Origin of the sequence: Micromonospora sp. WMMD730, assembly GCF_049178955.1 — a bacterium.
In the GTDB taxonomy this organism is placed as follows: Bacteria; Actinomycetota; Actinomycetes; order Mycobacteriales; family Micromonosporaceae; genus Micromonospora; species Micromonospora wenchangensis.
This window is the reverse complement of the sequence record NZ_JBMHML010000002.1, coordinates 6,040,206-6,065,669: the sequence shown is the minus strand read 5'-3', so window position 1 is coordinate 6,065,669 and position 25,464 is coordinate 6,040,206. Positions and strand designations below refer to the sequence as shown.

Sequence of the window (25,464 nt, the reverse complement as noted above, 5' to 3'; positions counted from 1 at the left end):
GCAACTGATTTGTTCTTATCCGATGGCGTTCGAGGCGAATCCTGGGAGTGCTGGGAAGCTCTCTGCAGTCCACGCCGCACCCGTCATGCGATAGCGCTGGCGTAGGCCGCTGTCAGGAATCCGACAGGCTCGCATTTTCGTCCTTGTCGTAAGGCACACTTCGTGGCCGTGGTCGATGTTGCTTTAAGCGTACTTCCCGTGATAATTTCGTCCGCTGCCTTGATAGTGGCTGTAGTCTCCGGGCAGAGACAATGGCGGTCCGCGAGGAATGCGAACGCTGTAGCGGCAGTTTTGAAGCTCTTTGAAGAATATCGGGCCGACGAGCTGAGGTTGGCGCGGCGAGCGGTTTTTCGGATGGGGCAATTTCCGGCTGGCACTGCACCTGCACTGAGCAATCTACCTGACGACCTTAGGGTTCCTTGCGAACGAGTCGCCCATTATTTCGATCATGTCGGCCTCCTTGTGGGGCATCGGCTGGTACCCGCCAGGCCAATGATCTCCTTCTTTGGATTCGGCTGCGCAGCATTGTGGAGAAAGCTAGAGCCCTGCATCATTGCTGAACGCGAATTGCGAGAAGTTGGCTACTATCTGGGGTACTTCGAAGGATTTGCGGTGCTCTCCGAAAAGAGCGGTGCCGACGAGATGAACCGTGACGTTACGATTCATATGCGTTCCGGAAGAATGCGCCTTGAGTGAGCTGATCCGGCAGAAAGTTACCGAATAATGGACGCTGACCATCGCCAGCAGTGCTCTGGATGAATGGATCTATCGTCGACCGAGCGCCGCCGTGTTGTGTGGATTCCGTGCGCAGATCCCCGCTGCCGATTAATCGTTCGGCGAGGCTGCGCCGACCAGCGTCAGCACCTCTTCAACCAGGCGGGGAGTTGCGCCGAGGGTCATGGACGAGCGGGGGCGGTGGTTGCTTCCGTCGCGGTCGACGACGACGGCACCCGCCTCCCGAGCGATCGCCGTTCCTCCCGTCATGTCCCACGGGTGGTTGGACAGGGTAAGTGCCGCGTCGATCCGGCCTTCAGCCAGCCAGGCCAGGTCCAGTGCGGCGGTCCCAGTCATGCGCACTCGCTGCACCGTCTCGGCCAGCCGTGCCGTCAAGGAGAGTCTGGACCGGTTCTTGGAGGCGGCGTCCGAGCCGACGGCATAGTCACCGATCGCCACCACAGCGTCGCTCAGCCTGCTGGTATGGCTCACCCGGATGGGCTTGCCGTCGACCGTCGCACCGTTGCCACGGGCAGCGGCGTACCGGTTGCTCAGAAAGGGTGCCTCGATGACGCCGACGACTGCGTCATCCCCGTGCAGTAGCCCCAGCGACACCGCACACAGCGGAATGCCGCGTACGAAGTTGGCAGTCCCGTCGATCGGGTCGAGCACCCACTGCATCTCGCCGGTGCCCTGGACGCCGTCTTCCTCGCCAAGAAAGCCGATCTCGGGAGTGGCGGCCCGGAGGAAGGCGCGAACCTCCCGCTCGATCTCGTAGTCGAGTTGCGACGCGAAGTCCCGCTCACCCTTGGCGGTGAGCGGGCCGGGGGAGCGGCGCCGCATCATCTCGGCTGCCCGTGCCACTGCCTCCTCGGCCACCGGAAGCAGGTGTCGGTAGTCGCTCACAACTGCCGCCCTCGCTGCCACTGTGCCTCGAAGAACTGCTCGAAGACCGGATACAGGCAGGACCGGTCTTCCTGCCGTCTGACCACGAACGTCGGGGAATCGACACCTCGGCTCACCGGCAGGTACGGCTGCGCGACACAGAGGTCATCCACCAAGACCACGTTGAAACGTAGCGTGTCGTCGTAGACGGCCAGTTCCAGGCGATCACGCAGCTCTTCCGGCAGCCGCTCCCGGACCCGCATCAACGTCTCGATGTTCAGCTTGGTCAGGCCGGAGAGCTGACCTGAAGAGAACCCTTCCTCCGCCTCGCGTGCCTGTACGGCCGAGCCTGCGGGATCAAGGAACAGGCAGCGGGCCCGGCCACCTGCGTCGAGGAGGTCACGCCACTGGCTGTCCGCGAAGCCCTGAGCAAGCAGGTTGAGCGAGAGCCCGACAGCACGAACCGTCTTCGCGCCGCCCAGAAGATGGTCGGGCGAGATCTGGGTGGAGAACTCTGATCGGCTCGAAAAGACGGCGACGAGGTCACCGAGTTGCGTCGCGTCGCTGACCGGCGCATCAGGCGTAGCGGTGGGGCATGGCGCTGCGGCTCGCAGCGCGGCCGTGAAGCGGTCCCGTGCCTCCACCGGAGCCTTGCCGAACGTGGTGTCGAGGGCCGATTGCATCTCAGGGCGCGGAGTGACGCCAGCGCCACCGGCTTCCCACTTGGACACCGTCCGCTCGGCCACACCGAGATGTGCCGCGAAGTCGCGGATGCTCATGCGGAGGGCATGGCGGAGGGTCCTGCTCTCCTGACCGCTCCATCGCTGCACGGTCGTCATGGTGCCGCCTCAGCTCATGTCGAGTTAGGTCAACGTGCACTGTATCGACAGTTGGTGCAGCACGGTGACCGCGTAGGTGCAGTCCGTGGTCATGTCGTCAGCGGGGCCGTCTGAACAGGGTTGATGCATGGCCCGGGGCGGGTGCTGGGCTCCGGGGCGTGTCGACCCGAACGACGCGACCTCGCCCCCGCCCGCCCCGGTGCCCGTCACCCTCCCGCCGACGTACAGGGGCCGCAGACACCATGAACACCGCCGCAGCAGACCTCCCCGTCCCGGCCACCAACCAGGAGGAAGGAGCGCACATCCCGGCCCCGGGTCGGCTGTCCGATCGTGTGCAGGTCACGCCGGAGGAGATCGTCCACCGCTGGTTGCGGTTGGTGACGGCGGACGCGGAGTTGTCCCCGTACCTCATCGGGGTGGATCGGGTTCGGCTGGCCGCGCACCTGACGGCGAGCGTGGCCGCCGCGCTCGCCGGGGAGCCGGCGGACGCCTGGGGTGGGCTCGGCCTGTCCGAGGAGCAGCACCGGCGCATCGGTGACTACCTGGTCGGGGTGTGCTGGGCGGCCGACCTGCCCGACGAACGGATCGCCCGGGTGCGGCGGGCGGTGGCCCGGTGAGGGAGGCCGACGAGTTGCGGTCGGCGCTGCCGGATCGGCTCGCCGCCCACGATGCCGAGCTGCTGATCGCCACGCTCCGCCGGCTCGCCACCGACCCGGAGCCGGCGGCGCAGGCGGTGACGCTGGCCGTGCTGGGCCATGCCTTCCGCCGGTTTGCGTTGCTGCCGCACGCGGAGCTGATCAGTGCGCTGGCCGGTGCCGACGTGCCGGTGGAGTTGCTGCGGCAGGCGGCGGCGCGGGCCGACGACGATCCGCCGTGGCGGCCCGCCCAGGTGCTCGCCCGCGACAACCCCGGCGACCACATCGCAGTCCTGACGGTACGGCCGTGGCGGCGGCTGCGCTACCGGCCGGGCCAGGCCGTCGCCGTCAGCACGACGCGCAGTCCCGGTCGGTGGCGCTGGTATTCCCCCGCCAACGCGCCCCGCCCCGAGGGCACCGTCGAACTGCACGTTCGTGCCATCCCCGCCGGCAGCGTCTCGGTCAGCCTCGCCCACGAGATGAACCCCGGCGACGTGGTCTGGCTCGGGCCGCCCCGCGACACCGGCCAGCACCTGCGCGGCGGTGACCTGCTGCTGGTGGCCGGCGGCACCGGTCTGGCGCCGTTGCGCGCCCTGATCGAACAGGTCGCCGCCGCCCCCGACGGCCGCCGGGTCACCCTGGTCGTCGGTGCCCGCACCTTCGTCGACCTCTACGACCCGGTCGCCCTCGACAAGCTCCAGTGTGCCCACGACTGGCTGACCATCGTGCCCGTCTTCTCCGACGACCCCGAGGCACACCCGGCCGAGCAGGGCGACGCGCTCACCACCGCGCTGCGCCACCACCGACCCCACCAGCAGGTGTACGTCTGCGGCCCGCCCGCGATGCTCGACGACGCCCGCCGTTGGCTGCCCCTGGCCGGGGTGCCCGTCGACCACCTCCACCTGCCCGATCCGGCAGCCCCGTAGGCCCCGTGGTGAAGCAGGAGAGCAGGTCTGCCGGTCGCAGGGCTCAGGACCGGACAACAGCGCCGGCCGGGGGGAACAGCAGCACCCGCACGTAGGGCAGGTCGACGAACGCCCGCGTGATCATCGGCTGGACCACATCCCAGTCGAGCCCGCCCGCGCCGCAGCCGAGGGCGGGCACCGCCAGCGAGCGGATCTCTCGCTCCCGGACGACCCGGGCGAGATCGGACAGGCCCGACTCGATGTCGGGCAGCTTCGCGCTGGCCCGCCAGTGTCCCTTGGTCGGGAAGTTGATGACATAGCGGGTGGCGACCGGCCCGGCCGGAGTCGACCACGAACATCCGGCCCAGCCGCACGTCGCCCGCCGCGCAGGCGGCCCGGTAGGCGGCGTAGTTGGCGGGGTGGGCGTGCTTGAACTGGCGGGCGATCCCCTTGCCCATCACCCCCACGGTGTTGACGGCGTTGACGAGCGCTTCGGCGTCGGCGGTGAGCAGGTCACCGTCGCTCCAGACGATCATTCGTGCCCCTTCCTGATGCTGCTGTCGTACCAGCCGGGTGTGACGTGGACGCCCTGTCGGCGCAGGCCGGTAGGGTGCGGGAACGCTGGGGAGGAGAGGCCGATGATCGGGCTTGAGGTGCCGCCCGCCGTCGAGGCGGAACGGGTCGTCGCGGCCGTCCTGGCCGATCTGCGCGCAGGCGACCACCGGGGCGTGGTGGTGGACTCCCCGCCCGGGGCCGGCAAGTCGACCCTCGTGGTGCGGGCCGCCGTCGAGCTGGCCGCCGCCGGTGAGCCGCTGACGATCGTGGCGCAGACCAACGAGCAGGTCGACGACCTCATCGACCGGCTGGCTACCAAGGCCCCCGAGCTGCGCATCGGCCGGTTGTCGGCGACCGACTACCGGCCGTCGGAGCGGGTCCGGGGGCACGACACGGTCCGGGTCGCGTCGAAGGTCGCCGACCTGGGCGACCCGGCCGTCACCATCGGTACGGCGGCGAAGTGGGCCACGGTCACCACGGGGCGGTGGCCGTGGGCGATCGTCGACGAGGCGTACCAGATGCGCTCGGATGCCCTGCTGCGGGTGGCCGGGCGGTTCGAGCGGGCGCTGTTCGTGGGCGATCCCGGGCAGCTCGACCCGTTCTCCACCGTCGAGACGCTGCGTTGGACGGGCCTGAGCTGGGACCCGATGCAGGCGGCGGTGGCGGTGCTGCTGCGGCACAACCCGGAGCTGCCGGTGCACCGGTTGCCGGTGTCCTGGCGGCTGCCCGCGTCGGCGGCCCCGGTGGTCGCGGCGGCGTTCTACCCGTTCACCGGCTTCCGCGCCGGCACCGGCCCGGCCGACCGGGCGTTGACGCTGACCCGGCCGGGGCCGGGCGACGTGCTCGACGCGGCGGTGGAGCTGGCCGCCGGCACCGGCTGGGCGTTGCACGAGCTGCCGGCCCGGCACACCCTGCGTACCGATGCGGAGGCCGCCGCGGCGTGCGCCGCGCTCGCCCTGCGGGTGCTGCACCGGGGCGCGGTCGCGGTCTCCGAGCACGCGCCGGCCGGCGCGCCGGTGACCGCCGACCGGATCGCCGTCGGCGCGGCGCACCGCGACCAGGTCGCCGCGATCCGCGCCCACCTCGGCCCGGCCGGGGCGGACGTCACGGTGGACACCGCCAACCGGCTCCAGGGCCGCGAGTACGACGTGACGATCGTGCTGCACCCGCTGTCCGGCCGGCGGGACGCGACGAACTTCCACCTGGAGTCGGGGCGGCTGTGCGTGCTGACCTCCCGGCACCGGCACTCCTGCATCGTGGTGGCCCGCGCCGGCATCGGTGAGCTGCTGGACGCCCACCCGTCGACGGAGTCGGTGCACCTGGACGTGCCGGTGAAGTTCCCCGACGGCTGGGCCGCCAACCAGACCACCATGACGTTCCTGGCGGGGCACCGGCCGTAGCCGGGACGGTGAACTGTGGGTACGCGACGATCCGTACTGAGTGGTGTGCGGACGACGGAACTGGTCACCTGCCCCCGGAGCGTGTTCGACTGGCTCGGCCCGGCCGGCGTGCGCGCGGTGGTGATCCGCTGGCTGCGCCTGGTCGCGGCGGACGCCGAGTTGGCCCCGTACCTGATCGGGTTGGACCGGCCCCGGTTGGCCGGTCGCCTGACCGCCCAGCTGGCCTCGGCCCTGGGCGGCCCGGGTGGCGGGCGGGCCGTGGGTGGGGCGTGGCGGCGGCTCGGGCTGACCGACGAGCAGCACTGGCGGGTGCTGGACTACCTGGCCGCCGTGCTCTGCGGCCTGGGCCTGCCGGTCGACACGATCGTCGCGGCCCAGCGCGCCGTCGCCGGGGAAGCCCGCGCCTGACGGCGGTCAGCCCCAGTTGTCGCCGTACTCGCGGACCCCGTCGACGTCGAGGGTGATCCGACTGTTGGGGGTCCACGCGCCGGTGGCCGCCTGCCAGCTCGGGTCGTCGCGTTCGTCGATCGTGGTCCAGTTGGGCCGGTGCAGCCGCAGCTGGATGGGCCCGGAGGAGGCGCCGGGGGCCAGCACGCCGGTGTCGAAGGTCAGCTCCACCCAGCCGGGGAAGGGCGTCCCGGGCACCGGGTAGACGGTCGGGGTCTGCGTGGGGCCGGGGCCGGGCGGCGGCGCGGGCGGCGGAAAATACTGGAGGGTACGCCGGATGTGGTCGCAGCCGAGCGTCGCCCAGTCGCACTCGGTGGTCAGGGCGGCGTTGCCGTTCTCGAAGCGCAGGTGGTAGCGGACCCGCACGGTGGTCAGGTCCAGCGGCCGGCCGCCCGTGTTGGTGATGTTGAGGCGGAACTGGGCCTGGTTGTCGGTGGGTGCCCAGTCGAGGTTGAGGTAGTCGACCTTCGCCCGCCCGTACGCGGTGCGCACGGTGGTGACCGCCGAGGTGTCGGAGTAGCCGCCGATGGCGTACGCCTGCAACGCGATCCGGTAGTCGGTGCCCGGGGCCAGGTCGGTCAGGGTGACGGCGTTGGTCTGCGTGCTGCCCAGGCCCCGGTAGGCGTTCGGCCCGATCGGCGAGCGCACGTCGTAGGTGATCGGGCCGCCCGGCTCGCCCTTCCACGTCGACGGGGTCCAGGTCAGACTCAGCCGGTGCGGGTCGTTGGCGACCACCACGGGTGCGCCGGGGGTGGTCAGCGCCGGGGTGTCGTCGGCACGGGCGGCGCTGACCGCGACCAGGCTGACGAGCACGGCGGCAGCGGCGGTGGCGGTGACACGACGGGCACGCATACCCCGGATGGTACGGAGTTCCATGCACACTCATCAATGACAGGACTGGTGATTCGTTTGCGTCATCAGCTCGACAGCATCCGCATCACCTCACGGCACCGCCGACCACCGAGGACCCGGAACGGCCCCGCAGGGCGGACGCCCGTCACCAGGGCAGCACCCCGTACGAGTCGTCGGCGGCGCGGTGCCCCCAGAGCTGCCCGGTCGGCCCGCCCGCCGCAAGCGTCGCCAGCCGCACGCTCACCTCGGCACCCTGCTCGGCGGTGCGGTACCCGGAGTGGCCGTTGAAGTCGGTCGCGCAGTAGCCCGGGTTCGCCGCGTTCACCCTGACCGGGGTGTCCCGCAGCTCCTTGGCGTACATCGCGGTGAGCATGTTCAGCGCGGCCTTCGACGACGGGTACGGCACCGAGGTCAACGGCCACAGGAAACTCTCCGGGTCGGTCATCGCGGTGATCGAGCCGACCTCGCTGGAGACGTTGACGATCCGTCCGGCCGGGGCGCGCAGCAGCAGCGGCAGGAACGCGTTGGTCACCGTGACCACCGCGAAGACGTTCGTCTCGAACACCTCGCGCAGGGTGGCCAGGGTGGTCTCGCTGGGCCGCGCCATCCCGTCGGCCCGGACGATGCCGGCGTTGTTGACGAGCACGTCGAGCCGGCCGTACTCCCGCTCCACCTGCTCCGCCGCGGCGGCCACCGACACCGGGTCGGTCACCTCCAGCGGCAGCGGATGGGCGTCCGCCCCGCCGTCGCGCAGCGCGGCCACCGCCGCCGCGCCCCGGTCGGCGTCCCGTGCCCCGACCAGCACCGTCATCCCCCGCGCGGCGAGTTGCCGCGCGGTGGCGTACCCGATTCCCCGGTTGCCCCCGGTGACCAGGGCGAGTGGCGTCGTCGTCATGGTGTCGAGCGTGCCGGCTCCACGGCGGGCGCGGGAGAGGTCGGCGCAGCCTGGTACCGGCGGTACCACCCTGCGCGCCGCACGCTGCGGCAGGCTGTACGCATGACGTTGCGCCGCGCCGAACTGGCCACCTTCCTGCGCAGCCGCCGCGTGCGGTTACGTCCCGTCGAGGTCGGCCTCCCCGAGGGGGTACGCCGCCGCACGCCCGGCCTGCGCCGGCAGGAGGTCGCCCAGCTCGCCGGCATCTCCGTCGACTACTACGTCCGGTTGGAGCAGGGCCGGGGAGCGCACCCGTCGGGGCAGGTGCTGGGTGCGTTGGCCCGCGCGCTGCTGCTCGGCCGGGACGAACGGGAGTACCTGTTCCGGCTGGCCGGTCAGGGGCCGCCGCCGGTGGCCGGCCCCAGCGCGGTGGTGGCGCGGGGAATGCGGCACCTGATCGACGCGATGACGGAGACCCCGGCCTACCTGGCGGACGCCAGGTACGACGTACTGGCCTGGAACCGGCTGGCCGGGCACTTCGTGGGGGACCTGCCGACCGACGACCGCAACATGATCCGGTGGTGGTTCCGGCAGGAGGCGTCCGTGCCCTGGACCGACGCGGAGACGCTGCGCTTCGCCCGCGACTCGGTGGCCGACCTGCGCGCCGCCTACGGGCGTTACCCCGGCGACCGGGAGCTGGCCGAGCTGGTCACCGAGCTGCTCGGCGTCTCGCCGAGATTCGCCGCCCTGTGGGCCGAACACGACGTGGCCACCCGCCGGCCGGTGGTCAAACGGGTGGCCCACCCCGAGCTTGGACCCCTGGAGTTCGAGTGCCGGGTGCTGCTGGTGCCGGAGAGCGACCAGCGGTTGATCGTCTATACCGCCGCGCCCGGCTCACCGACCCGCGAGGTCTTCCGCCGTCTCGGCGAGCGGATCGCCGGCTGAACCGCGCCCGCTCAGGCGGGGATGTAGTCGAACTCGTCCGGGTTCGGGCCGGTCCGGCCGGCCTCCCCCCTGTCCAGCCCGCTGATTCGCTCCATCGCCGTGTCGTCGAGGGTGAAGTCGAAGATCCGGAAGTTCTCCTCGATCCGCTTCGGGGTGGTCGACTTCGGGAAGACGATGTCGCCGCGCTGCACGTGCCAGCGCAGCACCACCTGGGCGGGGGTGCGGCCCAGCTGCTCGGCGACGTCGACGATCGTCGGGTCGTCGAGCACCCGGCCCTGGGCGATCGGGGACCACGCCTCGGTGAGGATGTTGTGCTCGCCGCCGTACGCGCGCACCTGCTCGTTGGTGAGGTACGGGTGCACCTCGATCTGGTTGACCGCCGGCACCACGTCGGCCTCGGCGGCCAGTCGCTCCAGGTGCGGCACCTGGAAGTTCGACACCCCGATCGAGCGGGCCCGGCCGTCGCGCTGGAACTCCTCCAGGGCCTTCCAGGTGGAGACGAAGTCGCCGTCGTAGCGGGTGGGCAGCGGCCAGTGGATGAGGAACAGGTCGACGTAGTCCATCTTCAGCGCGGACAGTGTCGACTCGAACGCCCTGCGGGCGTCCTGCGGGCGGTGGAAGCCGTTGTTCAGCTTGCTGGTCACGAAGACCTCGCCCCGGTCCAGCCCGGAGGCGCGGACCGCCTCGCCGACCTCCGCCTCGTTGCCGTACATCTCGGCGGTGTCGATGTGCCGGTAGCCGATCTCCAGCGCCCGGCCGACGGCCTCGGCGGTGTCCTTCGGCTCGATCTGGTAGACCCCGAAGCCGAGCTGCGGGATGGTGTTGCCGTCGTTGAGGCTGATGTCGGGAACGGTGTTGGCCATGCCGGTGGATTACCCGGTCGGGCGGTTTCCTCACCGCCCGACCGGGGTGATCTGAGACAACCGGCCCGTTCAGCCCCAGATCGCGGTGGCCCACTCCGGGTGGTCGACGAACGGGTTGCGGTTGCCCTGCCAGCGCTCGTAGATACGCTGGTTGCGGCGCTGCTCGAAGGCGTCGGGCGGGTCCTGCCGGTGCCACTGCAGCAGCACCGGCAGCCGGCCCAGGTAGGGCGCGGAGCCGTTGGTGACCGAGTTGTTCATCTCCAGGTTCGGCCAGCCGTCGTCGCCCTCGTACCGGATCGCCATATACATGATCATGCGGGCGACGTCGCCCTTGACGGCGTTGCGGGGCTCGAACGAGTCGGCGTCGCTGTAGCTGCCCGGGGCCTCGGCTACCGCGCTGCCGCCGGTGTCGAAGTCCTTGTTGCCGCGGGTGGAGTTGACCGTCACGTCCTCGGGGCGCAGGTGGTGCACGTCGGTGCCCGGCCCGGTGGCGGTGCCGAAGTCACCGTGCGACTTGGCCCAGACGTGCTCCCGGTTCCAGTCGTTGGCTCCACCGCCGTTGCTGCTCTTGCTCTGCGACCGCCCGCTGTAGAGCAGGACCACGTTGTTGGCGTTCGCCGGGTCCTGGTCGGTGTCCTTCAACGCCTCCCACACCTGGTCGTAGTTGAGCTTCGTCTGGGTCTTGATGATGGTGTGCAGGGACGTGCGCAGCGCGCTGCCGGTCTTGCCCATCGCGTTCGCGTAGTACGTCGAGTCGTACGGCCCGGTGGAGCCGGTCGGCCCGGGGGTGGGGGAGGCGGTGGCGGTGGGCGTCGGGGTGCCGCCGCCGAGGCTCATCGCGGTCGGGCTCTTCAACCCGCCGTGACTGAAGTACGCGGTCAGCGTCCCGGTCGCGGTGACCTGCCGGCCGCGCAGCGACGGGTTGGTCAACAGCCCGAACGTGCTGCGGTAGTCGGCGGTGATCTGGACGTAGAGCATCCGGCTGGTGCCGGTCTCGGTGGCCGTGTCGGCCAGGGCGATGGCGGTGTCGGCGGTGTAGCCGGAGGTGAGCACCGTGCTGGTGGCGGTCGGCTGGCCGATGACGTACCCGGTGACCGTGGCGGTCCGGCCGTCCTGGCTGGCGAGGGCCTGCGCCACGGTCGACGTGGCCGCCGCGGACGCCGACGTCGCGACCACCGTCACCGGGATCGCCAGGGTGACGGCGGCGGTGAGTACGGTGACCAGCCGCCCGGTTCGCGGGCGGATGCTGCTCTTCATATCCATGCCCGGCGATGTTATCGGCCGGAACCCGCCCGGCGGGAGGTCGCCGGGGTGAATTCCCGTCGACCGTCTCGCCGACGCTGCGCCGGACACCGGCCGGTGCCCGGCGGGCCGGGCGACGCCGGGGCCGCGCGGGCCCCGGCCCGGTGCCTCACTTGACCAGCGGCTGGCCCTGCTTGTCGCGGAACGCGCCGACCAGGATCATGATCAGATCGATGAACGTCCAGATGCCGAACCCGCCGATGGTGATCAACTGGAGCACGCCGGTACCGACCTTGCCGGTGTAGAACCGGTGCGCGCCGAGCACGCCGACGAAGAAGCAGAGCAGCAGGGCGACGACCCAGGACTTCTGAGTGGTGACAGGAGCGGTCACTGCGGTCCTTTCTCGGGTGGAGACAGCCGCGGGAGCGTATCCACCGCCCCGGCCCCACACAAGATCGAGACAGCCGGCTCCGCCCGGACGGACGAGCAGGTCCGGGCCGGTCAGGCCGGCTTCCCCCGACTGCGGGCCGACGCCGCAGGGCGCGCCGGTGCCCGTTGCTCCCGCCCGGTGCGGTCGGGCCGGGACGGCTCAGCGGGCACGCACGGCGGCGGAGGCGACCCGGAACCCGATCGTCCGGTCGACCAGCCGCTCCACCAGTTCCGCCTTGCGTAGGCCGGTCACCCCGCGCAGGCCGAGCCGGGCGGCCAACGCCCGCAGGTCCCGCACCGCCCAGGGTGTCAGGTATTCCGTGCCGTCCCGGCGGTGCGCGAACGCGTCCAGGGTGGCCGACGCGGCGGCCAGGTCGACGCCCGACGGGGCGGACGGCGTCGGTGCAGCCGGCCGGTCCGCACCATTTCGGGGCGGCGTCACCGGGGCGACGACCAGCCGGGCCCGCCCCTGCGCCAGCGCGGCGGCGTCGGCGGCCGACAGCCCGGCCAGCAGCTCGTCCACCCGGGCCAGGACGCCGACCGCGACGTCCCCCGTCGACTCCGGACCGCTCACACCGTCACCTCGCGGGGTTGCAGGTGGGCGATGAACTCGGTGGTGATCTGCCGCAGCTCCTCCTGCACCACCGGCGAGGTGACCCGGTTCCGCAGCACCACCGGGACGCCGCGCGGGGTGTTCCCGGCGAACAGGGTGACGTTCTCCCGCAATGCGGTGGGGAAGACCGGCAGGCCGAGCGCCCGTACCTGGTCCAGGTAGCCCTGGTGGGCGGCGATCGGCCGCTGCGCGGTCAACTGGATCATGGTGAAGACCACCCCGGCGACGTCCGGGGCGACCTTGTGGTGCCGGCGGCTGGTGGCGAACCGGCGGGCGTCGGCGTTGTACCGGTCCACCAGTTCCCGGACGCTGCCGCAGAGGTGGTCGATGCCGAGGGTGGACAGGTAGTCGGCCTTCGCCGGGATGAGCAGGTGGTCGCTGGCGATGACGGCGGACTGGGTGACCACGTTGAAGTTCGGCGGGCAGTCGATCAGCACCAGGTCGTAGCCGTCGAGGGCCGCGTCGTGCAGCCCCTCGGCCAGCGCGCCCCGGACCCGGAACAGCTCCCGGTCGTAGTCCTCCCCGTCGGCCACGCCCCGGGCCAGCGCGAGGTCGATGTCGGCCAGGCCGAGGTGCGAGGCGATCAGGTCCAGCCGGCCGGCCCCGGTCAGGTGGGCGTTGGCCGGGCCGGGGGAGACCACAAGTTCACCCAGCGTCACCGCCGGGGTGTCCCCGCGCAGGCCGTCGTACCAGCGTTTCACGGTACGGCCGTCGCGCAGCCGTTCCCGCCAGTCGTCCGGGTCGTAGAAGCTGAACGTCAGGCTGGTCTGCGGATCGAGGTCGATCAGCAGCACCTTCATCCCCCGGTTCGCCAGTTCGGCCCCGAGGTTCGCGGTCACGGTGGTCTTGCCCACCCCGCCCTTGTAGTTGATCACGGACACGACGTACACCGACGGCACCTCCCCAGAGGGGGAACCGTAGCCGCCCGGATGGCGTCTGACCATCCATGATGCCCATTCCGAGCGGTCACGCTCCGCGATCGGGCCGCCGGCTCGCCGCCGCCGGCATCGGGCTCGCGGCCCTGGCCGTGCCGCTCTGGGCGATCGGCATGACCCGGTGGCAACCGCTCACCGAACCGGTCGGCCCGTGGTCGGAGCGGCTCCCCGAGGCGTCCACCTACTGGGCCCGCGACCTGCGTTTCCTGGCACTGATGGCGGTCGTGTGCGGGTTGGTGCTGGCCGGTGCGGGCCGGCGCCCGTGGCTGACGCCGGCCGTGCTGCTCGGCGGCGGCGCGCTGGCCGCCGACATCGCCGTCGACCGGGCCGACCTCACCGGCCCCGGCGCGACCGTGTCACTCGTCGCCGCCGGCTGGCTGGCCGTCGGCGTCACCGTGCTGCTCGCCGTACGCCGGGACGGCGCGACCGGTGTGGACGGTCCGCACCGTCGGACGGCCGGGGCCGGCGCGGTGGGAGCGGCCGGGCCGGACCGTACCGTCCCGGGGGTGGGCCCGCACCGGACGGGCGGCCGGGACCGGGCCGTCCTGGCCGGGGTGGCCGCCGTCGCGGCGGTGCTGGCGCTGACCGCCGTGCTGACCCGGTCGCCTACCGGCCGGGAACCCGCGCTCGACCCGGCGGCCCTGGTCACCGCCCTGCTCCTGCTGGCGGTGACCGTGGCCGGCGCGGCGGCTGCCGCCCCCGCCCGGGGTCGACGTCGGCTCGCCGCGGCGGTGGGCCTGGCCGTGACCGGCGGGATCGGCCTGCCGCTGGTCCGGCTCGTCGGGCCAGCCGGCCGACTCGTGCCGGTGGCGCTGCTCGGCGCGGTCCTGCTGCTGGGGGTGACGCTGCTGACCCGCCCCGCCCTGCCGGCCAACCGGTACGCGGTGCTCGTCCCGGTGGTCCTGCTCGCCCCGCTCGCGCTGTGGCACGTCGCGTTGCTGGTCAGCGCGGTCCTCTCACCCGGTGCGCCGTTGACCGTGCTGGCCGGCAACAGCCCGGTCGGCGGCGGCGACCCCGAAGTGCTCCCCGCGCTGACCGGCCTGGTCGCCGGCCTCGGCACCGCGCTGGTGCTGACCCGGGCGGCAGGCGTCCCGGGGCGGCCCGGTCACCGCCCGGCACCGCCGGCCGGTGGGTCGGCACGGCCGGCCAGCGCGGAGCGCCGGTACCCGTAGCACGCGTAGATCAGCCCGCCGAGCAGGAACCAAGCGGCGAACCGCAGCCAGGTGACGTGGTCGAGGAAGCTGATCAGCCAGACCGAGAAGACCACCCCGAGCGCCGGCACCACCGGCATCCCGGGCAACCGGAACGTGCGCGGGGCGTCCGGGCTGCGGTAGCGCAGCACGATCACCGCGACGCAGACCACCACGAAAGCCAGCAGGATGCCGATGTTGGTCAGCTCGGCGGCCTGCCGGATCGGCAGGAAGCCGGCGATCACCGCCGAGGCCACCCCGACGATCCAGGTGACCCGGGTGGGCACCCGGCGCACCGGGTGCACCTTGGCGAACCAGGCCGGCAGCAGGCCGTCGCGGCTCATCGAGAACCACACCCGGGTCACCCCGAGCATGAAGGTGAACATCACCGTCAGGATGCCGATGATCGCCCCGACGGCGATGACGCTGGCCAGGCCCGAAAGGCCCACCGAGGCGAACGCGGAGGAGAAGCCGCTCTCCGGGTCGATGTCCCGGTAGTTCTGCATCCCGGTGAGCACCAGCGTGGCCAGCACGTACAGCACCATCGAGATGACCAGCGACCAGACGATCGCCTTCGGCATGTGCCGGCGGGCGTCGCGGGACTCCTCGGCGGCGGTGCTCATCGCGTCGTACCCGAAGACGGCGAAGAAGACCGTCGCCGCGCCGGTGAACGCCCCGCCGAGCCCGAACGGGAAGAACGGCGAGTAGTTGGCGGTGCGGACGTGGAAGAAGCCGACCACGACCACCAGCAGCACCACGGCCACCTTCACCCCGACCACTACCGTCTCGAACCGGGCGGCGGTCCGGATGCCCAACGTCAGCAGGAAGGCGATCAGCAGGCAGAGCAGCACGGCGAACAGGTCCACCACGTGCCCGTCGCCGGTGCCCGGGGCGCCCAGCATCCAGGCCGGCAGGTCGACGCCGAGCTGCCCGACGAGGAAGCCGAAGTAGCCGGAGATGCCGATCGCCACCACCGCCACGATCGCGGTGTACTCCAGCAGCAGGTCCCAGCCGATGAACCAGCCGACCGCCTCGCCGAGCACCGCGTAGCCGTAGGTGTAGGCCGAGCCGGCCCTGGGGATCATGCCGGCGAACTCGGCGTACGACAGCGCCGCCGCCGCGCTGGCCAGGCCGGCGATCAGGAACGACACCAGCACTGCGGGACCGGCGGTCTCGTTGGCGACCGCCCCGGCCAGGGCGAAGATGCCGGCGCCGATGATGCCGCCGACGCCGATCGCGGTGAGTTGCCACAACCCCAGCGAGCGGGACAACCCCTGGTCGGTCTCGTCGGCGATCTCCTCGACCGGCTTGCGGCGGAAGATCCCGCCGCGGTCGACTGTGGAGGCCATCGTCGTCCCCTTCCGCCGGGAATGCATCCACCTAGGTTGATACTCCCTGGGCGGCGGATGCACAATCGGCGACGACCCGGTCACGCTCGAATGAGGTTGCCGGGTGGCCGGACCGGGGACACCTGGCTACGGCTGCGGCGGGGCCTGCCCACCCGGGGGCGGGGCCGCCCGCCAGTACTGCCGTCCACCCTCGTCCCGGACGACCACCCCGATCCGGGCCAGTTCCCCACCCAGCTCCCGGACGTCGCGCGCCCGGTCGGCGTCGACGGCCCGCTGGCGGGCGCGCAGCAGCGGGTCCGCCCCCGGCGGCAGGTCGGGCAACCCCTCCACCCACCGCCGGTACGCGTCCCGGTGCGGGTCGGCGTCCCGCCACGGCCACCCGTGCCCGTCGAAGGCGTCCTTCAGCCGCTGCCGGCTCAGGTCGGAGCGTTCCCGGGCCAGCTCCGCACCGGCCGGGCCGAGCAGCACCAGTTCCCTGCCGTCGACGAAGACGGCGGCGACGGTGCGCCGGGCCAGTTCGCGGTCGACGCCGTCGCGGCGTAGCCGGACACCGTCCCGGTCCACCGTGACGATCAACCGTTCCCGGGTGCCGACGTAGGCGAGGAGCAGCCCGGCCAGCATCCCGAGCAGCAGGCCCCCGGCCAGCGCCCGCCGGTACGGCAACCCGGCGACCAGCTCGAACCAGCCCTGCACCGGGGCCCAGGGCAGCCCCGCCACCCAGTCGGCGACCACGGGCAGCCGCCCGCCCAGGGCACCGCCCAGCAGCGGGAAGCCGACCCACATCACCAGCAGCTCCCCGACGTCGCCACCGACCCTGGTCGCGACGCCCGGCTCCCGCGCCCGCATCGTCAGTGCACCTCGCGCCGCAGTGTGCGCACCATTCCCACGGCGAGCGGCGCGACCACCCAGACCAGCAGGGACACCGCGAGCCGACCCCACTGCCCGGCGGTCATGTCCGGGCCGAGCAGCGGCTCCATGGTGATCGAGGTGTCCAGCCAGCGGGCCGGGCCGTGCAGCGCCGCGATCATCGCGGACAGGATGCCCCACACGGTCGGCAGCAGCAGCGAGGTGACGATCGCCAGCGGGGTGTTGAGCAGCAGCAACCCGAACCCCGCGCCGATCAGCACGTTGATCGACTGGAACACGGCGGCGTGCCCGGCCACCGTCGGGTCGAAGTCCCAGCTCCCCGCCCCGCCGGTGATCCCCGAGAGCAGGGTGCCCACAGCGGCGACGGCCAGGCTCACCAGCACCGACGCCAACGCGGCGAGCAGCACGGCGGCGAGCTTGGCGACGATCACCCGTTCCCGGCGCGGCACCAGGGCGAACGTGGTCAGTGCGGTGCGTTGGGACCACTCGGCGGTGATCGACAGGATGCCCAGCACCGGCAGCAGCAGCGCCACCGGCGCGAGCGACGCGGTGAAGAAGTTGGTGAAGGTCTGCGCGGTGTCGTCGACGAAGCGCAGTTGCAGCGCGACGATCGCGGCGGCGATCAGCCCGATCGAGGCCAGCAGCCAACGTCCGGCCCGGGTGTCGCCGAGCTTGCGCAGCTCCACCCCGATCAGCCGGGCCAGGGACGGCCCGGGGACCGCTTTCCGGACGGTGGTGGGGGGAGTGGTCGTCATGGTGGTCACTTCACGGCCTCCTTGGTGCTCGCGCCGGCGGTCAGGGTGAGGAAGAGCTGTTCCAGGCCACCGCCGCCGGCCGGCCGCAGCTCGGTGAGGACCAGCCCGGCGTCGGCGGCGGCCTGCCCGACGACGTCGGGTTCGGCGCGGACCACGCACCCGCCGTCGGCGCCGGCGGTGGCGTCCAGCCCGGCCCGGTCGAGGGTGAGCCGCAGCGCGTGCGGGTCGCGGGCCCGGACCAGGGTGCCGGCCCCGGCCAGCAGTTCGTCCTTGCCGCCCTGGGCGACCACCCGGCCGCCGCCGATCACCACCAGCCGGTCGGCGACCGCCTCCACCTCCCGCAACAGGTGGGAGGAGAGCAGCACGGTGCCGCCCCGGTCGGCGAAGTCGCGCAGCAGGCCGCGCATCCAGAAGATCCCCTCCGGGTCCAGGCCGTTGGCCGGCTCGTCGAGGACCAGCACCCGGGGCTCGCCCAGCAGCGCCAGCGCCAGGCCGAGCCGCTGCCGCATCCCCAGCGAGTACGCCCCGACCCGCCGCTTCGCCGCCACCGCGTTCAGGCCCACCCGGTCGAGCACGGCGGGCACCCGGTCGGCCCCCACGCCCATGGTCCGGGCGGCCAGGAACAACGTCTCGCGCCCGCTGCGCCCGACGTGCTGCGCGGAGGCGTCCAGCAGCACGCCCACCTCGCGGCCCGGGTTGGGCAGCTCGCGGTAGGGCTGACCGGCGACGGTGGCGGTGCCGGAGGTCGGGCGGGTCAGCCCGCACAGCATCCGCATGGTGGTGGACTTGCCCGCCCCGTTCGGGCCGAGGAAACCGGTCACCGTGCCCGCTTCGCAGCGGAATGAGACGTCGTCGACGGCGGGGTGCGGGCCGTACCGTTTGGTGAGGTGGTCGACTGCGATCATGCCGTCGAGCCTGTCCCGACCACCCGGCCGGGCGCTGCGGCCGACCGTCGAGAGCCGCCCCTACCTCGGTCTACCCGTAGACCTCGACTTTGGTTGGTGTCCGGGGCGCCGTTCGGCTTTCTAGCATGGGTGGGTGAGTGCTGCCGTCGTACCCGATCATCCCTGGCTGCTGCCGGGGGCGCTGACGCCCGAGGCCAGGACGCCCCGGCGCACGCCCCGGGACTGGCTGGTCGACACGGTGGCCTTCCTGCTCGCCGTCGGCTGGGCGTTGGTGGGCTTCGGTGACGCGGTGTCGCCCGACCCGCAGTTCGCCCACAACGCCGGGCCGTCCTGGCTGGTCGGGGTGGACCTGGCGGCGGGTCTGACCTTCTGCGCGGCGTTGTGGCTGCGCCGCCGCTGGCCGGTCGGGCTGGCCGTGGCCGGCCTGCCGCTGGCGCTGTTCTCGGTGACCGCCGGGGTGGCGTTGCTGGTCGTGGTCTTCACCGTGCTGGTCCACCGGCCGCTGCCGATCGGCGCGGCGCTCGTCGGCTTCCACCTGGCGGTCATCCCGCTCTACACCGTCGTGCGCCCCGACCCGTCGCTGCCCTACTGGGCGACGGTGGCCTGGACGGTGATGTTCGTCGGGATCGTGGTGGCGTGGGCGCTGTTCGTCCGGGCCCGCCGGCAGTTGGTGCTGTCGCTGCGGGACCGGGCCCACCGGGCCGAGTCCGAGCAGCAGCTCCGCGTCGAACAGGCCCGCCAGTTGGAGCGCACCCGGATCGCCCGGGAGATGCACGACGTGCTGGCGCACCGGATCTCGCTGCTCAGCCTGCACGCCGGGGCGTTGGAGTTCCGCCCGGACGCCCCGCCGCAGGAGGTGGCGCGGGCGGCCGGGGTGATCCGGGGCAGCGCCCACGCCGCCCTGCAGGATCTGCGCGAGGTGATCGGGGTGCTGCGGGCCGACACCGCCGACGGCGACGCCGCACCGGAACGCCCCCAGCCCACCCTCGCCGACGTGCCGGCGCTGATCGCCGAGTCCCGGGCCGCCGGGGTCCGGGTCACCCTGGTCGACGAGGTCGCCGACCCGACGCGGGTGCCGACGGCGGTGGGACGCAGCGCGTACCGGATCGTGCAGGAGGGGCTGACCAACGCGCGCAAGCACGCCCCCGACACGACGGTCGGCGTCCGGCTGGCCGGCGGCCCGGGACGGGAGCTGGCGGTGGAGATCCGCAACCCCTGGCCGGTGGGCACCTCCGCACCGGCCCTGCCGGGCGCCGGCACCGGGCTGGTCGGCATCGCCGAGCGGGTCACCCTGGCCGGCGGCCGGCTGACCCACGGCCGGGACGGGGCGACCGGCGACTTCCGGTTGGCGGCCCGGCTGCCGTGGCCGGCGTGAGCCGCCCGGTCGGCGTGGCCGGCGTGAGCCGCCCGGCCGTCCGGTGGCGAGGGGGCGCCCGGTGACGACCGACGGCGACGCCGCCCCGGTGCGGGTGTTGATCGTCGACGACGACGCGCTGGTCCGCGCCGGGCTGTCGATGATCCTCGGGGGTGTGCCGCAGGTGCGGGTGGTGGGCGAGGCCGCCGACGGCGACGAGGTGCCCGCCGCCGTCGCCCGGTGCACGCCCGACGTGGTGCTGATGGACATCCGGATGCCCCGGGTCGACGGGCTGGCCGCCACCGAGGCGTTACGGGCGCTGCCGGACCCGCCGGAGGTGCTGGTGCTGACCACCTTCGACGCCGACGAGCAGGTGCTGCGGGCGTTGCGGGCCGGGGCGGGCGGTTTCCTGCTCAAGGACACCCCGCCCGCCGAGATCGTCCGGGCGGTGCTGCGGGTGGCCGCCGGTGAGGCCACCCTGTCGCCGACGGTGACCAGGCAGTTGATCAGCCACCTGACCGTGGGGCCTACGCCGGGTCCGGACCAGCGTCGGGACCGGGCGCTGCGACTGCTGGCCGGGCTCACCGAGCGGGAGCACGAGGTCGCGGTGGCGCTCGGTCACGGCCGGACCAATGCGGAGATCTCGGCGGAGCTGTTCATGAGCGTGGCGACGGTGAAGGCGTACGTGTCCCGGCTGCTGACCAAGCTGGCGCTGAACAACCGGGTCCAGGTGGCGCTGCTGGTCCACGACGCGGGCCTGGTCTGACGATCTGAAGCACCCAGACTTGATACCCTCATCTTTGGTGGTATCAGATCTGAGTGTATCGGAGTGGGGTATGCACGGTTTCGTGGGGCGGGACCGGGAACTCGCCCTGCTCGACGGCATGCTGGCCAAGGTCAGCCGGGGAGGGCGGGCTGGTCGCCCCGGGCGGGCACTGCTGATGCGGGGACGGCGTCGGGTCGGCAAGTCCCGCCTGGTCGAGGAGTTTGTCGACCGGGCCGGGGTGCCGCACCTGTTCTTCACCGCGTCCGCCCAGCCCACCGTGGCTGCCGATCTTGCGCTGTTCGTCGAGGCGGTGGTCGGGTCCAGCCTGCCCGGCGCGCACCTGTTCGCCGCTCAGCGTCCGGGCACCTGGGACGCCGCGCTCACCCTGCTGGTCGCCGCGTTGCCGACGGACCGGCCGGCCGTGGTGGTGCTCGACGAGTTGCCCTATCTGATCGCCACGGACCCCGGGCTGGAGGGCACCCTGCAGAAGGTGTTCGACCGGGAGCTGTCCCGGCTACCGGTGTTGGTGATCGGCATCGGCTCCGACGTGGCCATGATGGAGGCGTTGAACGCCTACGGACGGCCGTTCCACCAGCGGGCGACGGAGTTGGTGGTGCCGCCGCTGAGTCCCGCCGACGTCCGGGAGATGCTCGGGGCGGCACCGGCCGACGCCTTCGACGCCTATCTCGTCTCCGGTGGCCTGCCGCTGATCCTCGACGAGTGGCCCAGCGGGGCCAGCCTCGCCGACTACCTCGCCGACGCGGTGACCGACCCGACCTCCGCCCTGCTGGTCAGTGCGGAACGGGCGCTGGCGGCCGAGTTCCCCACCCAGTCGCAGGCCGGACTGGTGCTGCGGGCCATCGGCTCCGGGGAGCGGACGTTCTCGCTGATCGCCCGGGCCGCTGGTGACCTGCCCCAGGCCTCGCTCAGCCGTGCGCTGCGATTGCTTGTCGACAAGCGCATGGTCGAGGTGACCACCCCGCTGTCCACCCGCCCCTCGCGGGAGACCCGTTACACCGTCGCCGACCCGTACCTGCGCTTCTGGCTTACCTTTCTCGGCCCGTACCTGCCCGAGATCGAGCGTGGGCGGGGCGATCTCACCCTGGCCCGGCTGCGTACTTCCTGGACGTCCTGGCGGGGGCGGGCGATCGAGCCGGTGGTACGGGAGTCGCTGCGCCGGCTGCCCGCCGGCCACCTGCCGGAGGACACCGGCGTGGTGGGCGGCTACTGGACCCGGACCAACGACCCGGAGATCGACCTGGTCGGGGCGGACCGTGGACCGGTCGCCCGGCGGATCACCGTCGTCGGCTCGGTGAAGTGGCTGGAGAACCGGCCCTTCGACGGGCACGACCTGGGACGGCTCACCCTGCACCGGTCCCGGCTGCCCGGTGCCGACGAACAGGTGCCGCTGCTGGCGGTGACCCGGGCCGGCGCGGTGGTGGACGGGGCGCGGGTGTTGACGCCGGAGGATCTGCTCACCGCGTGGGGGGATTGAACCGCCGCCGGTCACCGCCCGTACCACTGCGCGAGGATGCGTTGTGGCGATTCAGCCGCAGTCGCTGCCGAGTTGCGGGAGGCCTGCCGTGCGAGTTGGTGAGCAGTCGACGGACCCCATCGATCAGGTTCTGGGCGAGGTGCCGGTGCCCGCCTCGTTGACACCCGAGGACGTCCGGCTCGCGGTGCGAGCGGTCGTGGTGCACGCCGCCGAGGAGTGGCCCAACGGCCCGCTGTGCCGCAACGACGGGGCGTCGTACCCGTGCCGGCTGCACCGTTGGGGGCGGCGGGTGCTGGAGAACCACGGGTTGAACGAGCGTCAGATCGACGCGCTGATCCGGCACGGCAACCCGTTCGTGCACGTGCCCTTCCCGTTCACCTACACCACACCCCGACCCGGCGCGGCCCCGGCGCGGACCGCCCCGGCGGCCGGCTACCCGGCCCGTGGCCAGGTCGGTCGGCCCGGTGTGCCCGCGGCGCGGCCCGCTGCGGCGGGGATGCGGCCGGGCGTGCGCTCCGGCGTCCCCGGCCGGCCGGGGACGCCCCCGGCTGCCGCGCCGCGCTGGCCCCGGGCGAGCTGAGCGCCCGGCCCCGGTGCCCCGACGCCGGCCCGGCCCTGGTGATCCCGTGGGGCCGGGCCGGCGTCGGCCGTCGCGTCGGTCAGCGGCTGACGCCGCAGTCCGGGGCCGCCCAGCTGGTGCGGTTCGTGGTGTTGTCCCGGTTGTTCTCCCGTCGGGAGTCCACGTGGACGTGGTCGTCGTGCCCCGGGTAGCCGGGGCCGTAGATGCCGCTGAACCCGTGGTCGCGGGAGGCGCGGGCGATCTCGCAGAGCGACCTGGTCTGCGAGGTCACGTCGGCGGCGTTGCCGTAGAGGTGCTGGCTGTCCGACGCCCCACCGACCTGCTTGTTGCAGCTTTCGTCCCGGAACCCGCTGGTGACGTTGAGCGGCTTGTCACCCAGCCCACGCCGTAGCGCCTCCAGTTTCCACATGGTGCGCACCGCGTTGGCCTTGGTCTCGGTGGCGGAGAGCGGACCACCGCTCCAGCCGCCCTTGCCGCAGCCGCCGTCCAGCTCCCGGTAGCTGAAGTGCGCCGGCGTGCAGTCGTTGTCCTGCAACTGGTAGAGCTTGCTGAAGGTCTGCTTGCCGGCGATGCCGTCGCTGCGCAGCCCGTACGCGGTCTGGAAGCGCTTGACCGCGGCGGCGGTCTCGGGGCCGAAGTCGCCGTCGATCCGGACGGTCCCCCCGCGGGCCGCCCAGCCGGCGACCCGGATCTGCAACTGGCGGACGTCGTCTCCGGAGCGCCCCTGGTAGAGGTCGCGTTTCCAGGTGTAGCAGCCGTCGGCGTGGGCCGCTGGCGCGGCGGCCACCGTGGCGATCGCGGCTCCCGGCAGAGCCAGGGCGAACGCGACGAGTGCCCGCTTCACAGTGTTCTGGCGCACAGAAGTCCTCCCGATTGGAAGTGAATGGGGTGGTGAACAGGGCATCGCCCGGGACGTCCTGCAACTTCCACCCTGACAGCTACCCGGCTGATTCGCGGCAATAAAGAGGAATCGTCCTCACAGTCGGTGATAGCTGGGTATTGCCTGTGAATGGCGATGAATGGGGATTCGGGCAGTAGGTGCCAGCCGGTGACGGGAGGGACGCCAATTCCGACACCGGCGAAGTGTCCTGAAACGGATCAGCCGGGCACCGAGGGTGACGTCGGTCCGTGGCCCGGACCCGGTAACGTCGACCCGGCGGGGACGGGGAGGTGACGCGGTGGCGCGGGGCGGGGTCTTCTGTGTCGAGGGGCAGTGGCACCGCGACCTCAACGAGCGCGGGTCCGTGCTGCCCACCCTCGACCTGCTCGAACGGCTCGGTCGCATCCGCTACATCCACAAGGACGCCGCCACCCGCGACGAGCTGTTCTACTTCCTCGACCGGTGGTTGCTCAAGCAGTACGCCGACCACCGGGTGGGCTTCTTCGCCATGCACGGTGAACCCAGCCGGCTCTGCCTCACCGACTGGGACTCCGTCGAGCTGTCCGACGTCGCCGAGCGGATGGCGGGCCGGGGCGAGGGCCGGCGGCTCTACTTCGGCAGCTGCTCGGTGCTGCGCGCCTCCGACGCCACCCTGCGCGACTTCCTCGACGTCACCGGCGCGGCCCTGATCTGCGGCTTCACCCGTGAGGTCGACTGGGTCGAGTCGGCCGCCTTCGAGACGGTGCTGCTCGACGTGCTCGCCAACGGCCAGCGGCACAATGCCGCCGAGCTGCGGATGGGTTCGGCGCACTGGGCGCCGCTCGCGGCGTACCTCGGCTTCCGGGTGATCTACGCCAACGGCCGCGCCTGGCGGCCCGTCGCCCGGCCCCGGGTCCCCGCCCAGCCGGGCCGGGTCGGCGGCCGGTCCGGCTGACGCCCGCCGGACCTGGTAGAACCGGGGGATGGCACGCAGCGTCGCAACCAACACCCGGGTCGACCGGGACGCCCTGCTCGACTTCGTCCGGCCCCGGCACCGGGTCCTGCTGATGACCACCCGCGCCGACGGCCGGCCGCAGTCCTCCCCGGTCGCCTGCGGCGTGGACGCCGCCGGACGCCTGGTGATCTCCACCTACCCGCAACGGGCCAAGGTCGCCAACATCCGGCGTGACCCCCGGGTCTCCGCCTGCGTGCTCTCCGACGACTGGGACGGCCCGTGGGTGCAGGTCGACGGCGTGGCCGAGGTGCTCGACCTGCCCGAGGCGCTGGACCCGCTGGTGGAGTACTTCCGCAGCATCGCCGGCGAGCACCCGGACTGGGACGAGTACCGGGCGGCCATGGTGGCGCAGGGCAAGTCGCTGATCCGGATCACCGTCGAGGGCTGGGGCCCGATCGCCACCGGCGGCTTCCCGGCCCGCCTCGCCGACTGACCCGCTCCGGTACGACACAAGCCGCCGCGCCGCCCGGTTCAGTACGCCGCCGTGAAGCGCATGTTCGCGAAGCGGGGCTCCTCGATCTCGTCCACGATCGCCACCGCCAGGTCCTCGTAGCTGAGCACCGAGCGGCCCTGCCCGTCGGTGACCGGGTGTTCGGTGCCGGTGCGGTACCGGCCGGTCCGCTCGCCGGGGTGGAACTCCACCGGCGGCGGCGACACGTACGTCCAGGTCACCCCGTCGGCCGAGGAGCGGTACAGGGCCAGGGCGTCGGCCTGCCCGAGCGCCGCCTCCCGGTATTCGTCGGGGAAGTCCGGCTCGTCGAGGAACGGGGTGTCCCGCGCGGTCAGCAGGGTCGCCCCGCCGCCGACGTGGATCACCCGGGGCGGATCGGGCAGGTCCCGCAGGACGGTGACCAGGTTCTCCGCCGCCGTACGCCACAGCGCCCGTTCACCGCCGCCGACCGCCACCACGACCACGTCGGCCTCCGGGGCCAACTCGGCGACGCTACGCGCCGAGGTCACGTCCCCGGTCACCACGCGTACCCCGGCCGGCAGCCAGGTGACCGCCTCCGGGCGGCGGACCGCCGCGGTGACCCGGTGTCCCCGGCCGGCCGCCTCGGCGACGATCCGTGAGCCTGCGGTGCCCCCGGCGCCGTACACCACCACGTTGCCCATGCCGTCCAGGCTAGGCAGCGGGTCGCCGTCGCGGTGGTGTAACGGACGATCCGGCCGGTACGGGGGAGCGTGGCGGACATCCA

The 25,464-nt window shown here is 72.5% G+C and carries 28 protein-coding genes and 2 pseudogenes; 13 read left to right on the top strand and 17 right to left on the bottom strand.

Annotated features, from left to right (window positions below):
• The first annotated feature begins 162 nt into the window (after positions 1 to 162).
• Positions 163 to 696 carry a hypothetical protein gene (locus tag ACN265_RS25805; protein ID WP_421410123.1) on the top strand — a complete coding sequence of 178 codons (534 nt, stop codon included), beginning with the start codon at positions 163 to 165 and terminating at the stop codon, positions 694 to 696.
• A 129-nt stretch (positions 697 to 825) separates the two neighbouring features.
• Here the strand turns inward: ACN265_RS25805 and ACN265_RS25800 are convergent, their stop codons facing one another.
• Entirely contained in the window at positions 826 to 1,620 is a 795-nt protein-coding gene (locus tag ACN265_RS25800; RefSeq protein WP_421410120.1) for an inositol monophosphatase family protein, read from the bottom strand.
• Positions 1,617 to 2,438 (bottom strand): DUF5919 domain-containing protein, encoded by an 822-nt coding sequence (locus tag ACN265_RS25795; RefSeq protein WP_421410118.1) that lies wholly within the window; start codon positions 2,436 to 2,438, stop codon positions 1,617 to 1,619. The genes ACN265_RS25800 and ACN265_RS25795 overlap by 4 nt, the downstream gene beginning before the upstream one ends.
• A 242-nt stretch (positions 2,439 to 2,680) precedes the next feature.
• Here ACN265_RS25795 and ACN265_RS25790 point away from each other — a divergent pair, with 242 nt between their 5' ends.
• On the top strand, positions 2,681 to 3,055 hold the full coding sequence (locus ACN265_RS25790) for a hypothetical protein (RefSeq protein WP_421410117.1): 375 nt from the start codon (positions 2,681 to 2,683) through the stop codon (positions 3,053 to 3,055).
• A complete protein-coding gene (locus tag ACN265_RS25785) occupies positions 3,052 to 3,999 on the top strand; it encodes an FAD-binding oxidoreductase (protein ID WP_421410115.1) in 948 nt (315 codons plus the stop codon). The genes ACN265_RS25790 and ACN265_RS25785 overlap by 4 nt, the downstream gene beginning before the upstream one ends.
• A 43-nt stretch (positions 4,000 to 4,042) precedes the next feature.
• Here the strand turns inward: ACN265_RS25785 and ACN265_RS25780 are convergent.
• Both ACN265_RS25780 and ACN265_RS25775 read right to left on the bottom strand, forming a co-directional pair.
• Positions 4,043 to 4,327 (bottom strand): annotated as a pseudogene (locus tag ACN265_RS25780) (macro domain-containing protein); the annotation flags it as partial.
• Positions 4,328 to 4,355: 28 nt separating this feature from the next.
• Positions 4,356 to 4,514 (bottom strand): annotated as a pseudogene (locus ACN265_RS25775) (macro domain-containing protein); the annotation flags it as partial.
• Between the two features lie 102 nt (positions 4,515 to 4,616).
• Here ACN265_RS25775 and ACN265_RS25770 point away from each other — a divergent pair.
• Complete coding sequence (locus tag ACN265_RS25770) at positions 4,617 to 5,933, top strand: AAA family ATPase (RefSeq protein WP_421410112.1); 1,317 nt, start codon at positions 4,617 to 4,619, stop codon at positions 5,931 to 5,933.
• Between the two features lie 45 nt (positions 5,934 to 5,978).
• Positions 5,979 to 6,341 (top strand): globin, encoded by a 363-nt coding sequence (locus ACN265_RS25765; protein WP_204927255.1) that lies wholly within the window; start codon positions 5,979 to 5,981, stop codon positions 6,339 to 6,341.
• Positions 6,342 to 6,347: 6 nt separating this feature from the next.
• Here the strand turns inward: ACN265_RS25765 and ACN265_RS25760 are convergent, their stop codons facing one another.
• Entirely contained in the window at positions 6,348 to 7,232 is an 885-nt protein-coding gene (locus ACN265_RS25760) for a cellulose binding domain-containing protein (protein WP_421410110.1), read from the bottom strand.
• A 145-nt stretch (positions 7,233 to 7,377) separates the two neighbouring features.
• On the bottom strand, positions 7,378 to 8,127 hold the full coding sequence (locus ACN265_RS25755; RefSeq protein WP_421410108.1) for an SDR family oxidoreductase: 750 nt from the start codon (positions 8,125 to 8,127) through the stop codon (positions 7,378 to 7,380).
• A gap of 102 nt (positions 8,128 to 8,229) precedes the next feature.
• Here ACN265_RS25755 and ACN265_RS25750 point away from each other — a divergent pair, with 102 nt between their 5' ends.
• Positions 8,230 to 9,051 carry a helix-turn-helix domain-containing protein gene (locus ACN265_RS25750; protein ID WP_421410107.1) on the top strand — a complete coding sequence of 274 codons (822 nt, stop codon included), beginning with the start codon at positions 8,230 to 8,232 and terminating at the stop codon, positions 9,049 to 9,051.
• Positions 9,052 to 9,062: 11 nt separating this feature from the next.
• Here ACN265_RS25750 and ACN265_RS25745 read toward each other — a convergent pair whose 3' ends face one another.
• From ACN265_RS25745 to ACN265_RS25725, 5 genes are all read right to left on the bottom strand, one after another.
• Positions 9,063 to 9,914 carry an aldo/keto reductase gene (locus ACN265_RS25745; protein ID WP_421410105.1) on the bottom strand — a complete coding sequence of 284 codons (852 nt, stop codon included), beginning with the start codon at positions 9,912 to 9,914 and terminating at the stop codon, positions 9,063 to 9,065.
• 69 nt (positions 9,915 to 9,983) lie between these two features.
• The gene (locus ACN265_RS25740; protein ID WP_420116947.1) at positions 9,984 to 11,177 is read right to left on the bottom strand and encodes an endonuclease; all 1,194 of its coding nucleotides are present in this window, start codon (positions 11,175 to 11,177) and stop codon (positions 9,984 to 9,986) included.
• Between the two features lie 148 nt (positions 11,178 to 11,325).
• Positions 11,326 to 11,547, bottom strand: coding sequence for a TM2 domain-containing protein (locus ACN265_RS25735; RefSeq protein ID WP_357931561.1), 222 nt, complete (start codon positions 11,545 to 11,547; stop codon positions 11,326 to 11,328).
• Between the two features lie 198 nt (positions 11,548 to 11,745).
• Positions 11,746 to 12,159 (bottom strand): hypothetical protein, encoded by a 414-nt coding sequence (locus tag ACN265_RS25730; protein WP_421410102.1) that lies wholly within the window; start codon positions 12,157 to 12,159, stop codon positions 11,746 to 11,748.
• Positions 12,156 to 13,088, bottom strand: a complete 933-nt coding sequence (locus ACN265_RS25725; protein ID WP_357931567.1) for a ParA family protein — start codon at positions 13,086 to 13,088, stop codon at positions 12,156 to 12,158. The genes ACN265_RS25730 and ACN265_RS25725 overlap by 4 nt, the downstream gene beginning before the upstream one ends.
• A gap of 59 nt (positions 13,089 to 13,147) precedes the next feature.
• Between ACN265_RS25725 and ACN265_RS25720 the strand changes: the two genes are divergently transcribed.
• A complete protein-coding gene (locus tag ACN265_RS25720; protein ID WP_421410101.1) occupies positions 13,148 to 14,305 on the top strand; it encodes a hypothetical protein in 1,158 nt (385 codons plus the stop codon).
• On the opposite strand, the gene ACN265_RS25715 is transcribed toward ACN265_RS25720, so the two are convergent.
• From ACN265_RS25715 to ACN265_RS25700, 4 genes are all read right to left on the bottom strand, one after another.
• Positions 14,239 to 15,672, bottom strand: coding sequence for an amino acid permease (locus ACN265_RS25715; protein ID WP_421410099.1), 1,434 nt, complete (start codon positions 15,670 to 15,672; stop codon positions 14,239 to 14,241). The two genes, ACN265_RS25720 and ACN265_RS25715, sit on opposite strands and share 67 nt — an antisense overlap.
• 126 nt (positions 15,673 to 15,798) lie before the next feature.
• Positions 15,799 to 16,518 (bottom strand): YqeB family protein, encoded by a 720-nt coding sequence (locus ACN265_RS25710; RefSeq protein WP_421410097.1) that lies wholly within the window; start codon positions 16,516 to 16,518, stop codon positions 15,799 to 15,801.
• Between the two features lie 2 nt (positions 16,519 to 16,520).
• Complete coding sequence (locus tag ACN265_RS25705; RefSeq protein WP_420116958.1) at positions 16,521 to 17,294, bottom strand: ABC transporter permease; 774 nt, start codon at positions 17,292 to 17,294, stop codon at positions 16,521 to 16,523.
• Positions 17,295 to 17,299: 5 nt separating this feature from the next.
• Entirely contained in the window at positions 17,300 to 18,199 is a 900-nt protein-coding gene (locus ACN265_RS25700) for an ABC transporter ATP-binding protein (RefSeq protein ID WP_421410095.1), read from the bottom strand.
• A 133-nt stretch (positions 18,200 to 18,332) separates the two neighbouring features.
• Here ACN265_RS25700 and ACN265_RS25695 point away from each other — a divergent pair, with 133 nt between their 5' ends.
• The 4 genes from ACN265_RS25695 (at position 18,333) to ACN265_RS25680 (ending at position 22,394) form a co-directional block, all read left to right on the top strand.
• A complete protein-coding gene (locus tag ACN265_RS25695; RefSeq protein WP_420116954.1) occupies positions 18,333 to 19,574 on the top strand; it encodes a sensor histidine kinase in 1,242 nt (413 codons plus the stop codon).
• A gap of 61 nt (positions 19,575 to 19,635) precedes the next feature.
• Positions 19,636 to 20,319 (top strand): response regulator, encoded by a 684-nt coding sequence (locus ACN265_RS25690; protein WP_421410093.1) that lies wholly within the window; start codon positions 19,636 to 19,638, stop codon positions 20,317 to 20,319.
• 70 nt (positions 20,320 to 20,389) lie between these two features.
• Entirely contained in the window at positions 20,390 to 21,814 is a 1,425-nt protein-coding gene (locus ACN265_RS25685; protein WP_420116956.1) for an ATP-binding protein, read from the top strand.
• Positions 21,815 to 21,902: 88 nt separating this feature from the next.
• Positions 21,903 to 22,394 carry a hypothetical protein gene (locus ACN265_RS25680; protein WP_421410091.1) on the top strand — a complete coding sequence of 164 codons (492 nt, stop codon included), beginning with the start codon at positions 21,903 to 21,905 and terminating at the stop codon, positions 22,392 to 22,394.
• Positions 22,395 to 22,473: 79 nt separating this feature from the next.
• Here the strand turns inward: ACN265_RS25680 and ACN265_RS25675 are convergent, their stop codons facing one another.
• The gene (locus ACN265_RS25675; protein WP_421410090.1) at positions 22,474 to 23,253 is read right to left on the bottom strand and encodes a D-Ala-D-Ala carboxypeptidase family metallohydrolase; all 780 of its coding nucleotides are present in this window, start codon (positions 23,251 to 23,253) and stop codon (positions 22,474 to 22,476) included.
• 319 nt (positions 23,254 to 23,572) lie between these two features.
• Between ACN265_RS25675 and ACN265_RS25670 the strand changes: the two genes are divergently transcribed.
• Together ACN265_RS25670 and ACN265_RS25665 are read left to right on the top strand one after the other, a co-directional pair.
• Positions 23,573 to 24,208 carry a DUF6642 family protein gene (locus ACN265_RS25670; RefSeq protein WP_421410087.1) on the top strand — a complete coding sequence of 212 codons (636 nt, stop codon included), beginning with the start codon at positions 23,573 to 23,575 and terminating at the stop codon, positions 24,206 to 24,208.
• A gap of 28 nt (positions 24,209 to 24,236) precedes the next feature.
• On the top strand, positions 24,237 to 24,701 hold the full coding sequence (locus tag ACN265_RS25665) for a PPOX class F420-dependent oxidoreductase (RefSeq protein ID WP_377681928.1): 465 nt from the start codon (positions 24,237 to 24,239) through the stop codon (positions 24,699 to 24,701).
• Positions 24,702 to 24,739: 38 nt separating this feature from the next.
• On the opposite strand, the gene ACN265_RS25660 is transcribed toward ACN265_RS25665, so the two are convergent.
• Entirely contained in the window at positions 24,740 to 25,381 is a 642-nt protein-coding gene (locus ACN265_RS25660) for an NAD(P)-dependent oxidoreductase (protein ID WP_421410084.1), read from the bottom strand.
• Between the last annotated feature and the right edge of the window lie 83 nt (positions 25,382 to 25,464).

Coding starts and splice junctions, on each gene's coding strand:
- ACN265_RS25795 (WP_421410118.1), bottom strand. CDS start 2,438: ATGACGACCGTGCAGCGATGGAGCGGTCAGGAGAGCAGGACCCTCCGC.
- ACN265_RS25790 (WP_421410117.1), top strand. CDS start 2,681: ATGAACACCGCCGCAGCAGACCTCCCCGTCCCGGCCACCAACCAGGAG.
- ACN265_RS25770 (WP_421410112.1), top strand. CDS start 4,617: ATGATCGGGCTTGAGGTGCCGCCCGCCGTCGAGGCGGAACGGGTCGTC.
- ACN265_RS25760 (WP_421410110.1), bottom strand. CDS start 7,232: ATGCGTGCCCGTCGTGTCACCGCCACCGCCGCTGCCGCCGTGCTCGTC.
- ACN265_RS25755 (WP_421410108.1), bottom strand. CDS start 8,127: ATGACGACGACGCCACTCGCCCTGGTCACCGGGGGCAACCGGGGAATC.
- ACN265_RS25750 (WP_421410107.1), top strand. CDS start 8,230: ATGACGTTGCGCCGCGCCGAACTGGCCACCTTCCTGCGCAGCCGCCGC.
- ACN265_RS25745 (WP_421410105.1), bottom strand. CDS start 9,914: ATGGCCAACACCGTTCCCGACATCAGCCTCAACGACGGCAACACCATC.
- ACN265_RS25740 (WP_420116947.1), bottom strand. CDS start 11,177: ATGGATATGAAGAGCAGCATCCGCCCGCGAACCGGGCGGCTGGTCACC.
- ACN265_RS25720 (WP_421410101.1), top strand. CDS start 13,148: ATGCCCATTCCGAGCGGTCACGCTCCGCGATCGGGCCGCCGGCTCGCC.
- ACN265_RS25715 (WP_421410099.1), bottom strand. CDS start 15,672: ATGGCCTCCACAGTCGACCGCGGCGGGATCTTCCGCCGCAAGCCGGTC.
- ACN265_RS25710 (WP_421410097.1), bottom strand. CDS start 16,518: ATGCGGGCGCGGGAGCCGGGCGTCGCGACCAGGGTCGGTGGCGACGTC.
- ACN265_RS25705 (WP_420116958.1), bottom strand. CDS start 17,294: ATGACGACCACTCCCCCCACCACCGTCCGGAAAGCGGTCCCCGGGCCG.
- ACN265_RS25700 (WP_421410095.1), bottom strand. CDS start 18,199: ATGATCGCAGTCGACCACCTCACCAAACGGTACGGCCCGCACCCCGCC.
- ACN265_RS25685 (WP_420116956.1), top strand. CDS start 20,390: ATGCACGGTTTCGTGGGGCGGGACCGGGAACTCGCCCTGCTCGACGGC.
- ACN265_RS25665 (WP_377681928.1), top strand. CDS start 24,237: ATGGCACGCAGCGTCGCAACCAACACCCGGGTCGACCGGGACGCCCTG.
- ACN265_RS25660 (WP_421410084.1), bottom strand. CDS start 25,381: ATGGGCAACGTGGTGGTGTACGGCGCCGGGGGCACCGCAGGCTCACGG.